Origin of the sequence: Paragemmobacter amnigenus, assembly GCF_009908265.2 — a bacterium.
GTDB classification, from domain to species: Bacteria; Pseudomonadota; Alphaproteobacteria; order Rhodobacterales; family Rhodobacteraceae; genus Paragemmobacter; species Paragemmobacter amnigenus.
This window is the reverse complement of sequence record NZ_JAAATX020000009.1, coordinates 138274-157012: the sequence shown is the minus strand read 5'-3', so window position 1 is coordinate 157012 and position 18739 is coordinate 138274. Positions and strand designations below refer to the sequence as shown.

The window sequence follows — 18739 nt, the reverse complement described above, 5'->3', positions numbered from 1 at the left end:
GTTTGAGGGTGACGGGAAGTGAGATCGGGAGAGTGGCTCCCGGCGCCCGTCGTGGAGAAGACCTGATGGCCCAAGCTGCCCAGAAGATCACCCTGTCGTCCTCGCGGGACATCCCCTTTGATAAGCTGGTGCTAAGCCAGTCCAATGTCCGGCGCATCAAGGCCGGTGTGTCGGTTGAAGAGTTGGCCGAGGACATCGCCCGCCGTGGGTTGTTGCAAGGCCTTAGCGTGCGGCCTTTGTTGAGCGCAGATGGCGTCGAGACCGGCAAGTTCGAGATCCCGGCCGGTGGACGCCGCTTTCAGGCGCTGTCGTTGCTGGTAAAGCAGAGGCGATTGGCAAAGACAGCGCCTGTGCCTTGTGTGTTGCGTGATGTGACATCAGATATTCTGGCCGAGGACGACTCCTTGGCTGAGAACATGCAGCGCGTCGCCCTTCACCCACTCGATCAGTTCCGCGCCTTCGTTGCCTTGCGGGAGAAGGGCCAGGGTGAGGAAGCCATTGCGGCGGCCTTCTTTGTCACACCGCAGATCGTGAAGCAGCGGTTGAAACTTGCGTCCGTTGCCCCTGCCCTTCTGGACGTCTATGCCGAGGATGGCATGACGCTGGAACAGCTCATGGCCTTCACGGTGAACCCCGATCACGTGCGTCAGGTGCAGGTTTGGGAAGCGGTGAAGAATTCTTGGAACAAGGAGCCCTACTCGATCCGGCGCATGTTGACTGAGACCTCTGTGCGGGCCTCGGATCGGCGCGCGGTGTTCGTTGGTGTTGATGTATATGAGGCGGCAGGCGGCGTTATCCTGCGCGATCTCTTCCAGGGCGATGAAGGCGGTTGGTTGGAGGACCCTGCCCTGCTTGACCGTTTGGTCGCGGACAAGCTGCAAGCCGAGGCGCAGGCAATCGCCAATGAGGGTTGGAAGTGGATCGAGGTTTCAACCGACCTGCCCTATGGCTACAGCCACGGTCTGCGGCGTCTGATTGGCGATCCCTCACCGCTGAGTGCTGATGAAATCGCGGAGCACGCCAAGCTGCTCACGGAGTATCGCGCACTGGAAGAGGAATATTCTGGTCAGGACGAATACACCGAAGAGATCGACACTCGGCTCGGCGAGCTGGAAACTGCGATGGAAGCCTTTGAGCAGCGTCCGCTGATCTTTGATGCAGCCGAGATTGGTCGCGCCGGCGTGTTCGTGACGTTGGACCGGGACGGCGGGCTCGCTGTTTATCGCGGCTATGTGCGGCCGGAAGATGAGCCTCGGGAAGAGACCGTGGCCAACTTCGGCGACGAGCTGGGTGCGGAAGGGCAGGGGGCTGATGCTGACGTCTCGGCCCATCAGCTGTCCGCTGGTCCGTCTGCGGCCACCGTCATCACTTCCGGGGGCCAGCCGTTCAGTGCCGGTCTTCCAGACGACGAAGATGATGGCGCATTGAAGCCTTTGCCGGAGCGTCTGGTCATGGAGTTGACCGCGCATCGCACCCTTGCGTTGCGCGAGGCGATTGGGCGTTCGCCCGACGTCGCCCTGACGCTTTTGCTGATGAAGCTGGTCAATGACACCTTCCGCAGTTCCGGCGCTTCGGGCAGTTGCTTGGAAGCCTCCGTGCGCCCCGTCTACATGTCGGCTCAGGCCCCCGATCTTAAGGACAGTCCGGTGGCCAAGGCCGTGGACGATCGTCATGCTGCCTGGGAGGCCGATCTGCCGCTTGGCGACGATGCCGTGCTTTGGGACTATCTCTCGGCCCTCGATCAGGCCAGCCGATTGGCTCTGCTCGCGCACTGCATTAGCTTCGGGATCAACGCGCTCCATGAGAAGGTGAACCCTTATGGCGCGGGCATCTCGGCAAGCGGGCTGACCCGCCGTATGGCGCAGTCCGAGATCGTGGCTGAAGCCGTCGATCTCGACATGGTCGCTGCTGGTTGGGAGCCGACTGCGGACAACTTCCTGAACCGGGTGCCCAAGGCGCGTATCCTTGAAGCCGTGCGTGAGGCGAAGGGAGAAGGCACCGCCCAGCTGCTCGATCATCTGAAGAAGGGTGAGATGGCGACGGAAGCCGAGCGCTTGCTCAAGGGCAGCGGTTGGTTGCCGGAGGTTTTGCGGCGCAGTGATCTTGCCGCTCTGGACGGCGATGCCGCTGCAGAAGGGCAGGGGGCTTTGAGCGAAGAAGTCTTGGGCGCAGCTGGCATCGTCGAGGAAACCGACTTGCCCGCGTTCCTGATGGCCGATTTGCCCGTGGAAAGCACAGCAATGATGGCTGCGGAGTGATCTGAGCCCCCGAGGGCGGGGAAACCCGCCCTTAATCACAGCAAAATACAACAATATCAATATGATGATTGCGAATGCTCGCATTCAGGATGAGGAATCATGTCCGCAAACACCATAATCGACACAGCGCCCTTGGGCGCGCTCATTCGCTACACTGATGGCAGTCCCAAACCGCCCGCGCGCTTCACCAAAAAGTTGGCGGCCTGGGAAAGGTCCAACGGTGTTGGCCGTCTGGTGAAGAAGGAACCGCCGCGGCCTTATCCAACCTGGACGGCTCCGGCGTCCTTCACGCTGCATGAGGGGAACTTCTCCTCGGACGGGGTGATCCTCGTCACCATCATGCGCAGCCATTCGGCCGACAGCCGGCTCAGCTTTGAGGTGGTCGAGGAGCCCAAGGTGGGGCAGATCCGCGTGCTTCTGGATTTCGGGGGCAGCACCGAGCTTTTGCATCTGGCGGCGTCCGCCACAGCGGCAGAGCTTTGGATTGCCAAGGAGGGCTATCGCAACGCACGGCTGCAGGTCGTCGGCGCCGAAGGCGATAGGGCAGGGGAGGCGGGTATTGCCGCCTGAGCCTTCTCAGTGACCAAGGGGGCCCGCCGCACGCGGGCCTCTCATCCAGCACCACCCTGTCCCGCGCATCGGCGCGGGGCACCAAAAGCTCCATCCCCAATAAGGCCTCGGTCAACTAAGAGCATGTCTGCAAGGCTGGCAGGGTGAGCATCAGCGGGACAATTCGGCACCTGTCGTCAGAGCACTATCCCCCGCTTGCCAGTCCCTTCCTTGGCCCAAAGCCGGTCTTCGAGATCAACCCGCAAGGGGTCGGACTACGGGGCGAGCCCGTGCCGCCGGCCGGATTCGGGGCAAGCCCGAACGCACCCGGTGATGTCAGACCGTCTTTGGGCCTGCGGGTTCCTGTCAGCGCGGGGGATGGTCCCTCGCCTCCCAGCAGGAGCCAAAACAAATGTCCCGCAAAGATGCACACGCCTTCGCCGCCAGCCTTGCCGCCACGCTCATGGTTTCGATCGTCGTCTTTCAGGCAGGGGATGGAACCTTTGGTGCCGTCCCCGCCGATGAAATCGACGGTGACGAGGTTCAGGTGGTCGCTGAGGTCGACCCGTGGGCATAATGCCCACGGTCTTTGCCGAGGGCTCGGTATCGGGGCAGGAGCCCCGATCTGGGCCGTTCGGCTTTCGGACGTCTCGGTGGCCCGGAAATCTGAGCCGACACGGAGGTCGGCACGTCCGCCTAAGGAGCCGAACGCCCGGTGTCGAGCTTACGGTCCGCCCGACACGTCGAGGAAGAGTTTCACCAGGGCGACGTTGATGAAGTAGTTGTGCTTTCCAGAGCGGTGCTTTTCGACAAAGCCGTGCTCGGCCAACGTGTCGAGATACTTCGCGGCCGTTTGGCGACTGACATCCAGATCGTTCTGCAGATATTCAATCCGGGTGTAGGGATGGCGAAACAGGTTGTTCAGAAGTTCCTGGCTATACATCTTCGGCAAGTCATCCCGTAGCCGATGCTTAACGTCCGCCATTTGCTGTCGGATGCCGGTGACGATCTCGACGGTTGTGGCAGAAGTCTCTGCAACGGCCTCCAGCATGTAGATGACCCAGGATTCCCAATCGCCCGTGTCGCGCACCGCCTGAAGGTGCCTGTAGTAGTCCGCTTTGTTACGGGTGATAAACCGTGACAGGTAGAGTACTGGGATGTCGAGCAACCCCGTTCTGGTCAGATAAAGTACGTTCAGGATGCGCCCGATCCGTCCGTTCCCATCCGGAAACGGGTGGATGCTTTCGAACTGATGATGGATCAAAGCCATCTTGATGAGCGGATCGAGATCGCTGAGTTCATCGTCGTTGATGAACCGTTCGAGCGCCGTCATGTGGCGGACAATTTCGTGCATATCCTGGGGGGGAACGAAGACGATCTCCCCTGTTTGCTCGTTCTTCAGGGCCGTTCCCGGGGTCGCACGAAACCCGTCGCTACGGCCCTTCAGCAAGCGGAACATGTCGATCAGGGCCGAATTTGGGATGAGGCCGCCGGTTTCGCCCAAGCGTGCGTATCCAAGACGCAAGGCGTCGCGATAAAGAGCCACTTCTTTTGCCGCAGGGGACTGCGGATCGTCAGGAAAAACGTCCGCCTGAAACAGTTCGTCCTGGGTCGTGACGATGTTTTCGACTTCCGAAGAAGCCTTGGCTTCCTGAAGAGCCAGCGTGTCGATCAGGATCCCTTGGTTCGGAATGGTCTTGGCCTGACCCTTCAGGTCTGCAAGCGCGCGGCTGGCTCGAGCGAGCGCCTTCAGTACCGGAACGGTTTCGATCTCGGCCTCTGGAGGCAGGGCGGGAATGGCATAGGTCGGCTTTAACATGTTCCCTGCGTCGTGTTAAGAAAAACACGTTCTTCTAACATGATCAGGCAGTCATGTCAGCAGAAACCGGTTTCCTTAACTTGACGATGCTTCGCCCGGGCGGTTCACCCAAGTCCGTCAGACCGCCAGATCGTCGGCGGACTTGCCAGCGGCCAGCGCTTCCACGAACCACTGCGGTTTCCGGCCACGGCCCGACCAGGTGAGAGCGGCGTTCTCCGGGTGTCGGTATTTCGCCACGGCTGGCGCACGGGTGGTTTTCACTTCGACTCCGATCAGGTCGGCAAGGGAGTAGCCCATCTCTTTGGCGATGACCTCCAACTTGGCACGGGCATCTGCCTTGTGCCGGTCCTCGTAAGTGGAAATCGCCTTGGCGAGGTCCTTCTGCATTTGCCGCAGTTCCTTGAGCGACATCGCCTCGAGATTGAAATCAGCCATTGGGCCCTCGTGTCCTGAATGATGCATACGGGATAGCCGTCAGATCGCAACATCGCAACTCACACGGAGGTCACCGCGATAGGGCAGGGGGATGAGGTTAGCTTGAGCCGCATGGTCAATTCTTTCGCAAGAGCTTCAACCCCGTTGCCTTGGCCAGGAAGGCCGAGTTCTGCAAGAGCCCCACGTCGCTCCTATCCCAGGCGCCATCCCTTCGACTGACAATCCCCTAAGCCTGTTCGGCCTCCGGCGCGCAACCCCGCGTCAGTCCGGGCCGTGTTGCCCTTTCAGGGCTACCCGCTCCACCCCGGCCCTCTGGAGGTTTCCGTCTGGTCTGATGGCCCAGCCGTGCACGCCTCTCCCGACAGGCTTCTTTCGGGTCTTGTCGAAGGGACGGTCCCAGGGACAGGAAACACAGGAGCTTACCATGCAGAACATCGTCATCCTCGCCGGCAATATCGGTCAGAACCCCGAAGTGCGCTCGACCCAAAGCGGCACCAAGATCACCAACTTCACGCTCGCCACCTCGCGGCCGCGCCTCTCGGAAGGTCGCGTGATGCGCAACGAGAACGGCTACCGGGTCATGGACACCGAATGGCACCGCATCACCTGCTTCAACGGTCTCGGCAAGACGGTCGCCGAGCACTGCGAAAAAGGCATGAAGGTCCTCGTCCACGGCCGTATCCACTACACCAAGTGGACCGACGCAACCGGCACCGACCGCTACGGCTGCGAGATTATCGCTGAGAAGGTCGACTTCCTCAGCCGCCCGAAGGCGACCGAGAATGAAAACCCCGAGTTTGTCGACCGCGACGATGAGATCCCGTTCTGAAAAGAACGGGGTCTCCCCAGGGCCCGGCGGGGAAACCCGCCGGGCTAAAGCTTCGGACGGAAAACGGCCGCCGATCCAATCGCCAAACGGCCTTTTTGAATTTTCTGGCCCTGACCATGGCAGCGCGATAGCCTTCGCATATGAAGCAAGAGGACAAAGAGCGCATTGCTGCCAGTCTGGCCAAGCTTATGGCCATGATGTGCGTGCGCAATACAGGGTTGGAATCGCTGCATGCAGGTCTGGTTCCGGTCACTCGGACGGGCGATTATTCTGATGTCTTTGTCCTTGATGCTGATGGCCGGAAGTTCCCTTGGGCTGAGGTATCACGCTTCGACGATGATCAGATGCGCGCGCTCATGCGCGAAATCGTCAATCGGCTCTACACGTTTCACGTCAGCTGCGATGATCCGGATTTTCTTGCACAGACGGAGAAATGGATGGCCGTTGTAGGGAAGTGGGATGAGCCGGAACTTGATCGCAACTTTCTAGCGGCGATCAAATACGACCCCTGACTGACACAGCAGTATGTTGGTGCGGACAGGCTCACCGTTAGCCCTCGATCCTGTGGCCTTCGTACTTTCTCTGATCTTAACTGGACCTTTGCCGCCGGTTTGGCACAGGGTTAGCTGCTAAACGGCATGCCTGAAGGCAGCCATTCGAAAGCAACGCAGCGAGATTCCATCGACGCCGTTGGTGCGCTGTCCATGGTTGGCTGGCAATAGCGCAAAAGCGTCAATGTCAGCCTTCAGTGAGATTATGTTGACAATGTCAGATATCTTGTGCCATCCTCCTGACATGGAGGAAGCATGAGCGACGGACCCCACAAAAGCTTGCCACTGCCACGTCGATGGCAGGACCTTGCCGAACGCGCCGCAAACCGCGCTTTCTCGGATGCAGAAGTCTCCGAAGCCATGCTTGTGGCCATTCGCAAGGAGTTCGGCGGTTTGCCAATCGAAAAGCTGCGGGACGCCATGCGAGCCGGTGATGAGGCTGGCCTGTTCCATGATGCAGTTGAAGGCGATCTTGACGCCCTGCGTATTGCCCGTCCAGGCGATGCGAGCTGGAACGCCCTGATAGATTGCAGCATCGATGAAATCCGGCATGGTGGCAGTGGCGCAGAGGCAATGAGTGCAGCTTGCGAGGCAGCTGTGGACATTAAGCTCAGGGCCGCGTCCAGGCAGATCGAGGAGCACTACCTGCGCAAGCAGGGTGACCGTTCGGCAATTTCGATGCGCCAGCGCCTCTCCGGTTCCCGAAAGGCAGTCGATACCGCAACCATAGCCTGTGAAATCTGCAACACCGCAAGCCGCAGTCCGTCAAACGCCCGAATTCGCAAGCAGGACGGTCTTGATGACGGGGTTTCCTTGTGATGGCGCGGAACGCTTCCCCCAGTCAAACCCGTATCGAGGTGCTCGCCACCGGCGAAACCGCTTCCATTCCCGACTCTGTTCCCCTGAGACTTGACCACGAGCTTAAGTTCTCGATTGATGCTTTGAACTCTTATGCGGTTGCCGACTTTGATCCGCTCGTGTTCGACGCCATGGTACTGGCTGGCGGCATCGAGTTTGCGGACAGGTTCCGGAAGCGTTCATCGGAATCCTGGGCGCGCAATCTTGCGGTTTCGATACCAGTGCATGATCTCGCCCGCTGGGAGAAACCGGACGTTCGGTCCACGCTGGTAAGCGCGCTCAATTTCCTGACCGGAGACGACTGGCACATTTCATTTCGGCAACGTCGCACCCGCGAGACGCTGCCCCGCCAACAGCAACTTGATCTTCACCCCGGAGTGCGGGCGACGCTGGCTTACAGCGACGGCATGGATTCGCGGGCGGTAAACGGGCTAGTTAGGGCAACCTACAAAAGCAGCCTTGTCCTCGTGAGGCTGGGCTCAAAGAAGAAAGGGCGCCCTCAGCGCGGACAGCCCTTTACCGCGTTGCCCTACCGTTTTTCTCGACGAATCCACAGTGCCGAGACGAGTGCACGCAACCGGGGCTTCAAGTTCTCGCTGGTCAGCGGCCTTGCGGCGTACATTTGCGGCGCTGGTGAATGCATCGTTCCGGAAAGCGGTCAGGGTGCTCTGGGTCCCGTGCTTGCTTCGGTTGGTCAAATCTATCCTGACTACCGGAACCATCCCGCCTTCCTTCTGCGGATGTCAGACTTTCTGGAAGCCCTTCTAGGGAGAAGGATCGAATACGTGTTCCCCCGTCTGTGGAACACGAAGGCAGAAACTCTAGCGAGCTATATCTCACTCGGACCGGCGTCAGTTGACTGGAAAAATACGATCTCGTGCTGGAAAGGCTCGCAATGGAGCTCCATTGACGGAAAGTTCCGGCAATGCGGGGCATGTGCCGCATGCCTACTTCGGCGCATGAGCGTACATGCCGCCGGTCAGGCCGAACCGCCAGACACCTATATTGCATTTGATCTCGGTGCAGCCACGCTTGCCGATGCAGTTAATCCTCGTTTCGGCAAACTGAACAGAGCTTTCAGAGAGTACCTGATCGCTGCCGTCCTGCACATGGAACACCTTGCGGAATTGGCGCTCCCGGAGAATACACCCCACCTGCGGCGTCAGGCGAGAATCCTGTCGGGCGCGGTCGGGCTGCCGCCCGGGGAAGTGGAAACCAGGCTTGCAAGAATGCTGGGGAAGCATGCAGACGAATGGAATTCGTATGTGGACTCGCTCGGCGACCGCTCGCTCGTAAGACAGTGGGCACGGAGGAACTGATGAGTGAAAACAGCGAAATACTTGGTGACCGGGAAATTGGCGAAAGGTTGAGGATTGCGCGGGAGGGCGCACGTATCACTCAAGCGGCGGCGGCCCAAGCGATCAGCGCCGCCAGAACGACGATCGTCGCCCTGGAGCAGGGGCAGCGGCGGGTCCGCACCGATGAGCTTCAGAAACTTGCTGCGCTGTTTGGCACGTCTGCAAACGCACTGCTCCGGCGGGAGAGCGTTCACGTTGACATGATACCACGGTTTCGGAAGCTGACCATGACGGCCGACGAGGCCGCGCTCGATGCAGTTAGGCTCCTGAATGATCTCGTGCGCGCCGAAGTCGAACTGGAGAACGCACTCGGCGTCTCGCGCTCTCGAAACTATCCACCCGAAAGACCCGTTCTGCCTGGCAATATACGTCAGCAGGCTGAGCTGGATGCACAGGAATTACGCACCTGGCTTGGCCTTGGTTCGGGCCCGTGCCTCGACATCATTTCACTGCTTGAGTTGCAGCTTGGCATCAGGGTTTTCCTTCGCCCGCTACACGGTTCGATATCAGGTCTATTTGCCTTCGACGAGATTTCGGGCGCGAGTATTTTGCTCAACTCCAATCACCCACCATCACGATTGATCCAGACGGCTCTTCATGAGCTGGCGCATTTCATATCAGCGCGCCATCAGCCTGACGTAATGGCGGAAGGGGATCACCGCCAATCGCGCGAGGAAATTTACGCCGACGCTTTCGCCAGGTGTTTTCTGATGCCCGCAAGGCCGGTCCGGGAAAGATTCCTAGAGATTACGGCAGGACAATCCCATTTCACCCGCCGCCACATTATTCTCCTGGCCCATGCTTTTGGCGTTTCACGAGAGGCGCTGACCAGGCGGCTTGAAGAGCTTGAACTTGCTAAGAAAGGGACGTGGAACTGGTTTGTCTCTAATGGTGGAATTTCCGATGATCAGGTGCGTGCAGTATTGGGAGACACGGCCGATCTGACCGCATTCCGGAACGAGGCACGGCGCAAGGTGCCACTCAGGGTATCGTTGCTGGCGCGTGAAGCATGGAAGCGGGACATATACAGTGAAGGCCAGCTGGCAAGATTGCTCAGGCTGGACCGGTACGAGTTGCGCGCCCTTCTTGATGGCACGGACAACGAGGAAAGAGAGGCAAATGACCTTGTCAAGATTTCCTACTAGTCCGAGACACATCATCGTCGCTGACGCTAGTGTCCTGATCAACCTGAATGCAACCGGGCATTTCGAGGCGATAGTTAAGGCGTCAGTCTGCGCCATTCATGTCACCCAGAACGCGTTTGACGAGCTGCAAAGGGGTACCAAAAACGGACACCAGGATTCATCCGTGGTGGACGCATTGGCAGGACGGGGCCTTATTGCAATCGTTGATTTGGCTGAAAATGCCGAGCCTGTCTACCGCTCGCTAATCGAGGGTCCTGCTTCCGAAACCCTTGATGACGGAGAGGCAGCAACGATTGCGCAGGCTCATGCGATGGGAGCCATAGCGCTAATTGACGAGAAAAAGGCCAGCCGCATATGCAGTAGCCGGTTTCCTAATCTGTGCGTAGCATCTACGGCAGAGCTTTTGCTGGATGTACGAATTTCGCGGGCACTTGGCGCTTGTCATGCCGACGCCGTGTTGTCGGCACTGACCCTAGCTCGAATGAACGTACCCCCTGACCACCTTGATGCTATCAGGCGCCTAATAGGCGAAGACAATGCATCCCGTTGCAGGAGCCTTCCGCAGCGCCGTGGCCGCTCTGCGTGAGTGCTTTCGGAGCGGATAAGTTGTTGTGATTCAAGAAGCATTGCAGTTTTGGTAACGGTCGAACAGCACCTGACGATCCGTTCTCTTGCGAGTTTGTATGTCAACGTGAGAGGGTGTTACTTGGAAGATGCAGATTTCCGCGCCTGTGACGCGGCGCTGCCGCCAGCCAGTTCCCGCCAAAGCCAATTGAGAGTCAGAGCTGCGCTGGTTGCTTTCGCGACGGGTTTAGGCTCGGGAGAGTGGCTCCCGGCGCCTGTCGCGGGAGACTACCGATGGGTGTTGTGGAAGTTTTGGACCCGATGCAGACGACGCGGGCGGGTGGCTGGAAAGTGGATGTCAGCCGGGGCGAGCGGAACGGGCGGGTGTCGTCAGAATGGTTCAACCGGCCCGATGATGAGAGGTATTTGTCGCTCGACGATCTCTGGGCATCGGTGAAGGGTCGGTCTGAGCGTAGCCGTAGCCGGGTGGTGCAGACGGCGGACATTCGCGTCGAGGCATCGCGCGACAACCCCGAACGGCTGCACCTGGTCCTGCCGAAAGCGCATGAGCCGGTCACGCCCACGCATTGGGCCTTTGGCCAGCTTGCCAGCATCGTCGGCGCTCCGGCCTCCTATCTGCGACAGCTGCCTGCGCCGCTGGCGGGGATCAACCTGCAATACGGCCTGACCAACCACCGGGCCGAGCAGGTGAAGACCTTCGAGACCGAAGATGGCGGCACTGAACTGCGTGCGGTGACCGGCCCCGACTATGGCCGCATCCATGACCATGAGCTGGTCGAGGCCGTGCAGCGCATCGCGGGCAATGGGACGGGCGACACGCGCTGGAAGGTGCCGGGCGTGCTCGACTGGTCGACCGGGGTCTACAACCCCGATGTCGAGATCAGCCGCGACACGACCACGCTCTATGCCTCGGACCGCGATGTCTTCCTTTTCCTGGTCGACGATCACAACCCGATCGAGGCGGGCCGTCTGCCAGACGGCTCCCCCGATCTCTACTTCCGGGGCTTCTATTGCTGGAACTCCGAGGTCGGTGCCAAGACCCTCGGCATGGCGAGCTTCTACCTGCGGGCCGTGTGCCAGAACCGCAACCTCTGGGGCGTCGAGGATTTTCAGGAGATCACCATCCGCCACTCGAAATACGCGGCCTCGCGCTTTGCCCAAGAGGCGGCTCCGGCGCTGACACGGTTTGCCAATTCCTCGCCGCAGGGCTTCGTGAACGGCATCAAGGCCGCGCGCCAGCAGATCGTGGCGCGGACGGACGAGGACCGGGATGACTTCCTGAGAAAGCGCGGCTTCTCGAAGACCGAGTCCGGCAAGATCATCGAGAAGGTGCTGATGGAAGAGGGCCGCCCGCCCGAAAGCATCTTCGACTTCGTGCAGGGCATCACGCGACTTGCGCGCGACAAGACCCAGCAGGATGCCCGCCTAGACATGGAAGGGCGCGCCAAGAAGCTCCTCGACCGGGTTGGCTGACATATGGTGGGGCGCCTCGCTGGCGCCCCACCGAATTCGTCGAGAAGAGCCCAAAGGAGACGCTCTTTCAACTGGGCCAGGTGAAAGACTCTTCACGGTCTCAGCAACCCACCTAGGTCCAAAGCGGCCGGAAGGCCTCGGCCCACGCCGCTTGGCAGCATTTCTCATCAGCGACACTCGTACGTCTCGCAGCGAGGCCCGTCCGCTTGCGTTTGCTGCAAAGTGATCGGCCCTGAACAGACCATCACCACATCGTTGCGCGCTGTGGTGTGGCTTCATCCAAGCGGCCACACTTCTGCCGGGATTTCCGATCACATACGATGATTGCGAAACACGCAAGACCGATGCCTTTTGATCGGGATCCGGAGTAGAGTTCTAAATGCTCAGATTTCTTGACCCTCTTTTTGGCATTGGCCTCATCGCACTATCTCTGTCCGGGCTTCTGGCGATCCCATCGGATACTCCGGCAAGTGGCATTGCGCGTATCGCGTTCGCGGTCCTGGCACCTGTGACGATTGTTCTATTTGTGGTGCGCCGTCGTGAACGGGCCAAAGTCGGAATGGGGTTGATGAAGCCCGGCACCCCGGGCCTGGGCAAGAGGCAGCACACCGCGATGACCGCGGTGGTAGTCAATAACATGATGATGGTGAAGTCGCACCCGCATGCAAAGGGCACCGACCGATATGTGGTCGCAATGGAAATCAGTCGCCTGTCGGCGGAATGGTCAGCAAAACGCAAAGCCGGCAGGCAGACAGATGCGGAACTTCATAGCTTGTATCTCTTGCAAAGTTACGCCTTGGACACCGGACCGGAGGAGCGGCGCCAGTCGCTCTTGAACGATGTCGCTGACACCGCCCCCTTTCTCGCACTGCGCAAGAAGGTTGAGGACATTCGTGGCAAGGGCGCCTCAGACCGGCAAGCCCATGACGAATGGAAAGCGGCAGTGGGCAACACAAAGATGGGCCATCTGCTGAAAGACGGCTGGATTGCCTTTCTGCAAAGCCTGCCGCACCCGGACCCGTATTTGTGGCACGGCGTTGCAACCGACTTTCACGAAATCAATCATCGGGGGCGTCTTGATGCTGCTTTCTGGATCTTGGAACAGCCGGAATGCGATCGGGCCACCGCATCGGATTTCATTCGTGGCTTCGTTGCAACCGAGTTGTTCGAGATCGCAGCCAAAAGCAATGACGCACCGCGTCTGACGAAGTTTCACGAGGTCATCAAGCGATATAACTCCGGCTATTATGTCTGGTTCGGCATTGCGCCAGACGGAGGTGACATCACGCCGATCGCGGAGAGAATTGACGGGCCATTCGACGATAAAGCCGTTGCGGCGATGCTGAACAGGATTTCCCATGCGACGGGAATCTCCGCCCCCACCGCCCCGATTGGACTGCTGGCTATAGATGATACGCCAAACAAGCCAATGCCGGGCCTGGTGCGGTCACCCTATGACTTCTGGGATGATGCCGGATTGCATCTTAGATATCCGGGCCGAGTTTGGCGCAAGACTTCTGCGCTTCAGTAGGACGAATGGCCGCTTTCGCCATTGTCACTTCTTAGCTGCCGCGCCGCCCTGGGCAGCTTTTTCGCCCTTAACATCGGTATTGGCGCGACTGCCAGCGGAAACCCAGGACCTGCATCGAACGTCCGGAAGGTTCACATTGCTGAAGTAAGCTTCGATTATCCGCCACCCCTTCGAGGAAGAGGGCGGCGGTTTTGGTCTTTGACGCTTGAGGCGGGGAGAGAGGCTTCCTGCAACGTCGGAGATATTTCCCATGTTCGACCTTCCCTTTCCGGCCCTATCGACCCCGTTTCCGGCTGGCGTCGTGCCAGACATCGCGCAAGCCACTGCTGACCCTACGCTGCCCTTTGCCCTGACGACGCCTAATCGCAACACGCCGGCTGCGATGTCAGGAGAGGCCCATCCCTGGCTCATCAGCCATTTTGCGACGCTGGCCAAGGCCATGCGGGGCGCGATAAAAATGGCCGAAGAACTGGAGCCTGAGGACGCGCCGCGTATGGTGGCGATCCTTGACCGCGATGAGCGTCTTGTCCTTGCCGGCGCTGCAGCGAACGGCGCTGTCGCTTGGTGCGTTCCTGTCATGACCGCAACCGAGGCCCGGGCTGTGGTTATGGAAGCGAGCCAGCTTCGGGCGCAGGCAAGCCGCGCGGCGGACTGGCAAGAAAGCGATCTCGCAACCCGCCTGCGGCAGCGTGCCGATCTCTTGGAAGCCCGCCTCGTCGATCCACTCTGGCGCGCCTTTGCTGCACGCGCCCTGCAGATCGCGGCATGACCCCAGAGAGGCAGAGGAGGGGGGGGGCTTTTGTGAGCTTCTCCGGGGCTAGAGAGTGCCCGGCGGGCTCCGACCCTTCCCCCTTCTTCGGAGACCCCCATGACCCACGTTGAACCCACCCTCCCGGCGCCGATGCCGCCGTCCACGATCGACTTCGCCGCAGTGTTCGCGGTGCAGGCCGAACAAGCCGTCCGCGAGGCCGAACTGCGTCCGGCCAACAAAGATCGGCTGTTTGACGCCCTGACGGCCGCCGGCATTTCCCATGTCACTGTCACCTTCGATGGCGAGGGCGACAGCGGCCAGATCGAAAGCATTGCCGCATGGTCCGGGGAGACCGCCGTCGATTTCCCTGCCGTGGAAATTCCCTATGCCGCCATCACCTGGGACAGCCCCGAAGTCGAGATGCGGCAGCTTTCGCTCGAGGATGTCGTCGAACAGTTCGCCTATGATTTCCTCAGCGATACCCACGGCGGTTGGGAAAACAACGACGGGGCCTATGGCGAGTTCTGTTTCGACGCCAGCGCGCGCTGCATCCATCTCGAGTTCAACGAACGGTTCACATCGTCCGAACTCTTCACCCATGAATTCTGAGAGGGCGGCGATGGCACATCCGTATCACCATGCGCTTTCCTCGGTGAAAAAATGGGGCGGCACGGTCGACGACTTCATGGCAGTGCATTCGTGGTTTGACGCCAGCAAAATGCTGCATGCGGACTTTCGGCATCGGGCGCTGCGCCACCATGCCGAGGGAATATTCATGGCTGTTACATGGACAGGCAAGTGTAAAGGTGCAGGGGTATTGGGTAGGAACAGGCCGACCGCCGCGCTCCCCAAAAAGCTGGCGGTGGTCGGCCTGTTCCGTGTCCGGGGGCGTATTTCATTCCAATTCCTCGCCGAGGTCGGTCAAGAGTTGTTCGACTCTTCTTGCGACGGCGCAATGACGTTCGACTTCGCGCGACCAAGAGCGGGCGCGCGCGTCTTCGGCGAGAGACAGTTCCAATCGACGGCGTTCGCGCAGCCGCGGCGCGTAGCACGGCGTCGTTACAAAGCGAGAACAGCTCAGGTAAAGGTCGCATTCGCAAGGACCTTCCGAGGGCAACCTCAGACAATGTCCCAGTTCCAGCGCAGTCTTGAAGAAGTTGCTGCGAAGCCAGTCGACCGCGCTTTCGCCAAGATTTCCGGATCGGATCACTTCCGCTCCTGCACCCGCAATCATGGCGCCTGGTTCCAGAACGGACTGGTAGTCGCGCAGCACCTCTGCGTCGCCGATCCGCGCATATACCATAGTCATCTGAGGGCTTTCGTGGCCGAGGACGCTCATGATGGTGTGAAGCTTTGCACCGCGTTCTGCGAGTTCGGTTCCGAGCGTGTGGCGGAATCGGTGCATGGTCACGGTTGGCCTGCCTCGGGCGTCGACCAAGCCCGTGGCGGCACACACCCGCTTCAATGGCGCACCAAACAGATGGCGTCCGCTCATCAGTTTTCCGCGCCAGACGAACACGAACCGGACGAGATCGCCTGTCCGTTCGTCGGGCAGCATTCGGTCTGCGACCTTAGCGCGGAGACCCAGCACAACCCGAAGGGCCTCTGCGGCCTCATCATGCAGTGGGATTTGGCGCTCACGGGCGGTCTTACCGACAGGCAGCCGAAGGCGCGCCGTGCCATCGGCGTATTGGTCGAGGCAGTCCACAGATAGGCGCTGAATTTCGCTGCGGCGCGCACCTGACCACCTAGCGAGGAGCATAGCTGCGCGCTGGAACGGATCGGAAAGCGCCCGGATTTCCTCCATCAGCCGTTCGAGCTCAGCACGAGGGATGTATCGGGGAATTCGGTCGGGCACGCGCGGCAGATCGCGTTTTGCCACGAGCGGCCATCGCGGCACTTCAGTCCACGCCCAGTCCTCGGCATCCTTGAAGAATTGTGCCAGCCGGACAACGCGTCCCCTCTGAGAATTCGCAGTGAGTGGTCGCCCGGTCTTTGGCGACAACTCGGTCTTCATCGCGTTCATCCAGCTGACGATGTGCTCATGCTTTACCTGCCCAAAGGTGCGCACTTCTGGTGCCGTTTTGGCCAAATGCTGCAGAAATCGGCGGGCGGTAAGCGCGTGGTGGTACACGGTGACCGGTCGCAAGCTTGGTGCACGGCGTACAAGCCATTCATCGATCAATGCGCCCATTTCAGGCTGTGCCGCCTTCAAATCCGCCGATGGCATGATCTTTCGCGGCGGGTCGTCGACTTGCCCGCGGTGATAGAGTGCCAAGCGCAGCTGGCCGATCATCGTAATCCAAGCTTTGGAGACCAGACGATACCGGTCGCTCGAGGTCCAGTAGGCACCAAGATCTGATCTATCGCCGAACATCCGAACGGCGACGAGGAGCTCATTGATGTCGTTCTGACGCAAAGCGCTGACCAGTTGGGGTCCCTGGTGAAGGGCGAGACGCCCGAGCGTCCACCGCATTGCTCGATCAGCACCCGCATAGACGAGACCTAGGTCTGTCGCCTCGCGCGCAAGTCTCTCGACACCGAGATCGATATCCAACAGCCGTGCCACGTCGTGAACGCAAAGGTCGCCGACGGCGAGCAGCCACGGATAATCCAATCGTAGATGCCCTTTCAGCGCCAGATAGTAGAGATAGGCGCGCGCGAAATAGGAGGGTCGATCCTGAAGGGTAGCTCTGGTTTGCCCGTTGATCCGACCGACACGGACTGCGAGCGGCGCGGCCAGCCATTCTTCAATGTGTGGCCAGGCCTCGACGAATTGCTTGCGCTGACTTCGGCGTTGTTGGACGAACTGCTTCGTCGGATAGCAGCGTTGTAGAAACGCGTCGTATTCATCGGCCGAACAGTGGCTGCTGCGAAAGAGAGATGGGGCATTGATCGAACGTGCCTGCATCGCTGCCGCGGAGACTGGGCCCCGCATCACTTTGCGCCTTCCGCAGGGTCCTGCACCTTCTCGTCTGGAAGGCCGAGGGCACGGCGATATTCGGCGACAACAATCGGATCGGAAACCCGGGTGTAAACGCGGGTTGCTTCTGGCGATGCATGACCAAGCCTTCGCTGAAGCGTCAGCTCGCGCATCCCGGCCTCCCACATCTTTGTTGCATGTGTATGGCGCAGGGCATGTGGGGTCACCCATGGTTTACGTATGTTCGCACGATCGCACGCCCTCGCAAAAAGCTTGGCCAGCGCGGCGTAGGAAAGTGGCTCATGCCTGCGTGGGCCACTGCCACCGACTAGAAACAGGAAGGGACTGTCTGTATCCTGTGGTCGTTCGGTCATGACATATCCGCTGACTGACTGCAGCGTTGCAGTTTCATGCAAATCGACGACGCGCTCAGATCGTGACTTGCTCCGAACGCCGCGCGGGTGATCGAAACGCACCCTGACGGTCACCCGTCGCCTGCCATATGCGATGTCGGCGAGGTGCAAGCCAAGCACCTCACCTGGTCGCAGACCGCCGTCGAGCATCAAGCGAATGATTGCCAGATCGCGGCGCGTTCGCAGCTGCGCGATCAGCGCGTCGACCTGCTCATCCGCCATCGGGCGGGGCAAACGATGGATCTGCCGCAACCGCACCGGGCTCCGTAAGGCCGACTGCGAGGTGACGCCAGTCAGGAACGGTCGATGGCGTTCAGCGACATGTGCGGCAGCGCGATCATGAATTCGGGTGATCGGGTTTGGGCCAGCAAAACGATCAGTGAACCGCGCCCATTCGAAGAATGAAGAAACCGCTGCAAGCACCCGGTTGATCGTCGCCGTGCTGAGCCGAGCAGATCGTTCTCCATCGGTCGCGGCCAACGACGGGTACGGCCCGGTGCCGCGGCGACGGCTCGGCTTGCTGCGCAGATGGATCAGCAAGTCAACCGCGCGCGCCGGTGTCAGCGCACGCCAATCCCACCCCTGTTCATCAAGAAAGGAAAGAAGATGCGAAAGATCGTGCTGATAAGCGCGCGCGGTGTTGGGAGAACATCCCGACCCATTCAGGTACGTCACGAACGCGGCGATGGTTGCAGCGAACGAAGATGGATCAGGGCCGGCGCCTTCAAGCTTTGCATCCACCATGGCGCATCTCCGACTGAGTCTAAATCGCCTGCCACGATACGCCCGAAGTCGGTTTTGACCGACTCTGTCTATATAATGGCTGAGACGATCTTCGGGCCGACCCTCACCCTTTCGACCGGGCGCATCATCCCGATCCGATGGGTCGGCGAGCAGCATGTGAAGGAGGACCTCGGCTTCATCCCGAGTTTTGCTGACTGGGTGAAGGCGATCCGTCCCGAGCCCTGGATGGGCCGGACGGAACGGATCGAGGCTCTGGTCGATCCGCATCTCGCCTCGCCCGTGGTCGAGGTCACCTGACATGACCGATCCGGCCTATCAGGGCCTCGGCCTGCTCCCGACGGCCTCGCCCTACGCTGTCCTGCGGGCAGCGGTTCGGGCACCCCACCCCGACACGCGCGCCGTTCGCGGCTTCCGGGCAGCGCGCAAGCGCTTCTACCGGCAGATGCTCTGCGTACATGCCACGCGACAGGCGGCGGGCGACGATCCGACCAGCTGATCGCTCCCGACCACCCCCTCA

The 18739-nt window shown here is 60.2% G+C and carries 17 protein-coding genes and 2 pseudogenes; 15 read left to right on the top strand and 4 right to left on the bottom strand.

The window, feature by feature from the left end; translation table 11 throughout:
• The first annotated feature begins 65 nt into the window (after positions 1-65).
• The 3 genes from GU927_RS13790 to GU927_RS13780 all read left to right on the top strand — a co-directional run bounded on the left by GU927_RS13790 (position 66) and on the right by GU927_RS13780 (position 3384).
• Positions 66-2258, top strand: a complete 2193-nt coding sequence (locus GU927_RS13790; protein WP_161763024.1) for a ParB/RepB/Spo0J family partition protein — start codon at positions 66-68, stop codon at positions 2256-2258.
• A 99-nt stretch (positions 2259-2357) separates the two neighbouring features.
• On the top strand, positions 2358-2828 hold the full coding sequence (locus GU927_RS13785; RefSeq protein WP_161763023.1) for a hypothetical protein: 471 nt from the start codon (positions 2358-2360) through the stop codon (positions 2826-2828).
• Between the two features lie 391 nt (positions 2829-3219).
• Positions 3220-3384, top strand: a complete 165-nt coding sequence (locus GU927_RS13780; protein ID WP_018001789.1) for a hypothetical protein — start codon at positions 3220-3222, stop codon at positions 3382-3384.
• A 147-nt stretch (positions 3385-3531) separates the two neighbouring features.
• On the opposite strand, the gene GU927_RS13775 is transcribed toward GU927_RS13780, so the two are convergent.
• Both GU927_RS13775 and GU927_RS13770 read right to left on the bottom strand, forming a co-directional pair.
• A complete protein-coding gene (locus GU927_RS13775) occupies positions 3532-4626 on the bottom strand; it encodes a Fic family protein (RefSeq protein WP_161763022.1) in 1095 nt (364 codons plus the stop codon).
• 117 nt (positions 4627-4743) lie between these two features.
• Positions 4744-5061 carry an H-NS histone family protein gene (locus GU927_RS13770; protein WP_161763021.1) on the bottom strand — a complete coding sequence of 106 codons (318 nt, stop codon included), beginning with the start codon at positions 5059-5061 and terminating at the stop codon, positions 4744-4746.
• Between the two features lie 424 nt (positions 5062-5485).
• On the opposite strand from GU927_RS13770, the gene GU927_RS13765 reads away from it, so the two are divergent.
• From GU927_RS13765 to GU927_RS20705, 10 genes and pseudogenes are all read left to right on the top strand, one after another.
• Positions 5486-5890: a single-stranded DNA-binding protein gene (locus tag GU927_RS13765; protein WP_161763020.1), complete on the top strand. Its 405-nt coding sequence runs from the start codon at positions 5486-5488 to the stop codon at positions 5888-5890.
• A 140-nt stretch (positions 5891-6030) separates the two neighbouring features.
• A complete protein-coding gene (locus tag GU927_RS13760) occupies positions 6031-6402 on the top strand; it encodes a hypothetical protein (protein WP_161763019.1) in 372 nt (123 codons plus the stop codon).
• Between the two features lie 294 nt (positions 6403-6696).
• Positions 6697-7260: a DUF1028 domain-containing protein gene (locus tag GU927_RS13755; RefSeq protein ID WP_161763018.1), complete on the top strand. Its 564-nt coding sequence runs from the start codon at positions 6697-6699 to the stop codon at positions 7258-7260.
• A complete protein-coding gene (locus GU927_RS13750) occupies positions 7260-8618 on the top strand; it encodes a 7-cyano-7-deazaguanine synthase (RefSeq protein WP_161763017.1) in 1359 nt (452 codons plus the stop codon). Before GU927_RS13755 ends, GU927_RS13750 begins: the two co-directional genes overlap by 1 nt.
• A complete protein-coding gene (locus GU927_RS13745; protein WP_161763016.1) occupies positions 8618-9802 on the top strand; it encodes an ImmA/IrrE family metallo-endopeptidase in 1185 nt (394 codons plus the stop codon). The genes GU927_RS13750 and GU927_RS13745 overlap by 1 nt, the downstream gene beginning before the upstream one ends.
• An 858-nt stretch (positions 9803-10660) precedes the next feature.
• A complete protein-coding gene (locus GU927_RS13740) occupies positions 10661-11860 on the top strand; it encodes a DUF932 domain-containing protein (RefSeq protein ID WP_161763015.1) in 1200 nt (399 codons plus the stop codon).
• A gap of 379 nt (positions 11861-12239) precedes the next feature.
• Positions 12240-13391, top strand: a complete 1152-nt coding sequence (locus GU927_RS13735; protein WP_161763014.1) for a DUF4274 domain-containing protein — start codon at positions 12240-12242, stop codon at positions 13389-13391.
• Positions 13392-13641: 250 nt separating this feature from the next.
• Positions 13642-14160 carry a DNA repair protein RadC gene (locus tag GU927_RS13730; RefSeq protein ID WP_161763013.1) on the top strand — a complete coding sequence of 173 codons (519 nt, stop codon included), beginning with the start codon at positions 13642-13644 and terminating at the stop codon, positions 14158-14160.
• Positions 14161-14259: 99 nt separating this feature from the next.
• The gene (locus GU927_RS13725; protein ID WP_161763012.1) at positions 14260-14751 is read left to right on the top strand and encodes a DUF6878 family protein; all 492 of its coding nucleotides are present in this window, start codon (positions 14260-14262) and stop codon (positions 14749-14751) included.
• 10 nt (positions 14752-14761) lie between these two features.
• Positions 14762-14941: pseudogene (locus tag GU927_RS20705) on the top strand (DUF6915 family protein); the annotation flags it as partial.
• Positions 14942-15037: 96 nt separating this feature from the next.
• Here GU927_RS20705 and GU927_RS13720 read toward each other — a convergent pair.
• Complete coding sequence (locus GU927_RS13720; protein ID WP_217765637.1) at positions 15038-17053, bottom strand: tyrosine-type recombinase/integrase; 2016 nt, start codon at positions 17051-17053, stop codon at positions 15038-15040.
• Positions 17054-17079: 26 nt separating this feature from the next.
• Entirely contained in the window at positions 17080-18222 is a 1143-nt protein-coding gene (locus tag GU927_RS13715; RefSeq protein ID WP_045682654.1) for a tyrosine-type recombinase/integrase, read from the bottom strand.
• A 75-nt stretch (positions 18223-18297) separates the two neighbouring features.
• On the opposite strand from GU927_RS13715, the pseudogene GU927_RS13710 reads away from it, so the two are divergent.
• Together GU927_RS13710 and GU927_RS13705 are read left to right on the top strand one after the other, a co-directional pair.
• Positions 18298-18519, top strand: a pseudogene (locus GU927_RS13710) (DUF6915 family protein); the annotation flags it as partial.
• A gap of 1 nt (position 18520) precedes the next feature.
• Positions 18521-18718 carry a hypothetical protein gene (locus GU927_RS13705; RefSeq protein ID WP_161763010.1) on the top strand — a complete coding sequence of 66 codons (198 nt, stop codon included), beginning with the start codon at positions 18521-18523 and terminating at the stop codon, positions 18716-18718.
• The last annotated feature ends 21 nt before the right edge of the window (positions 18719-18739 follow it).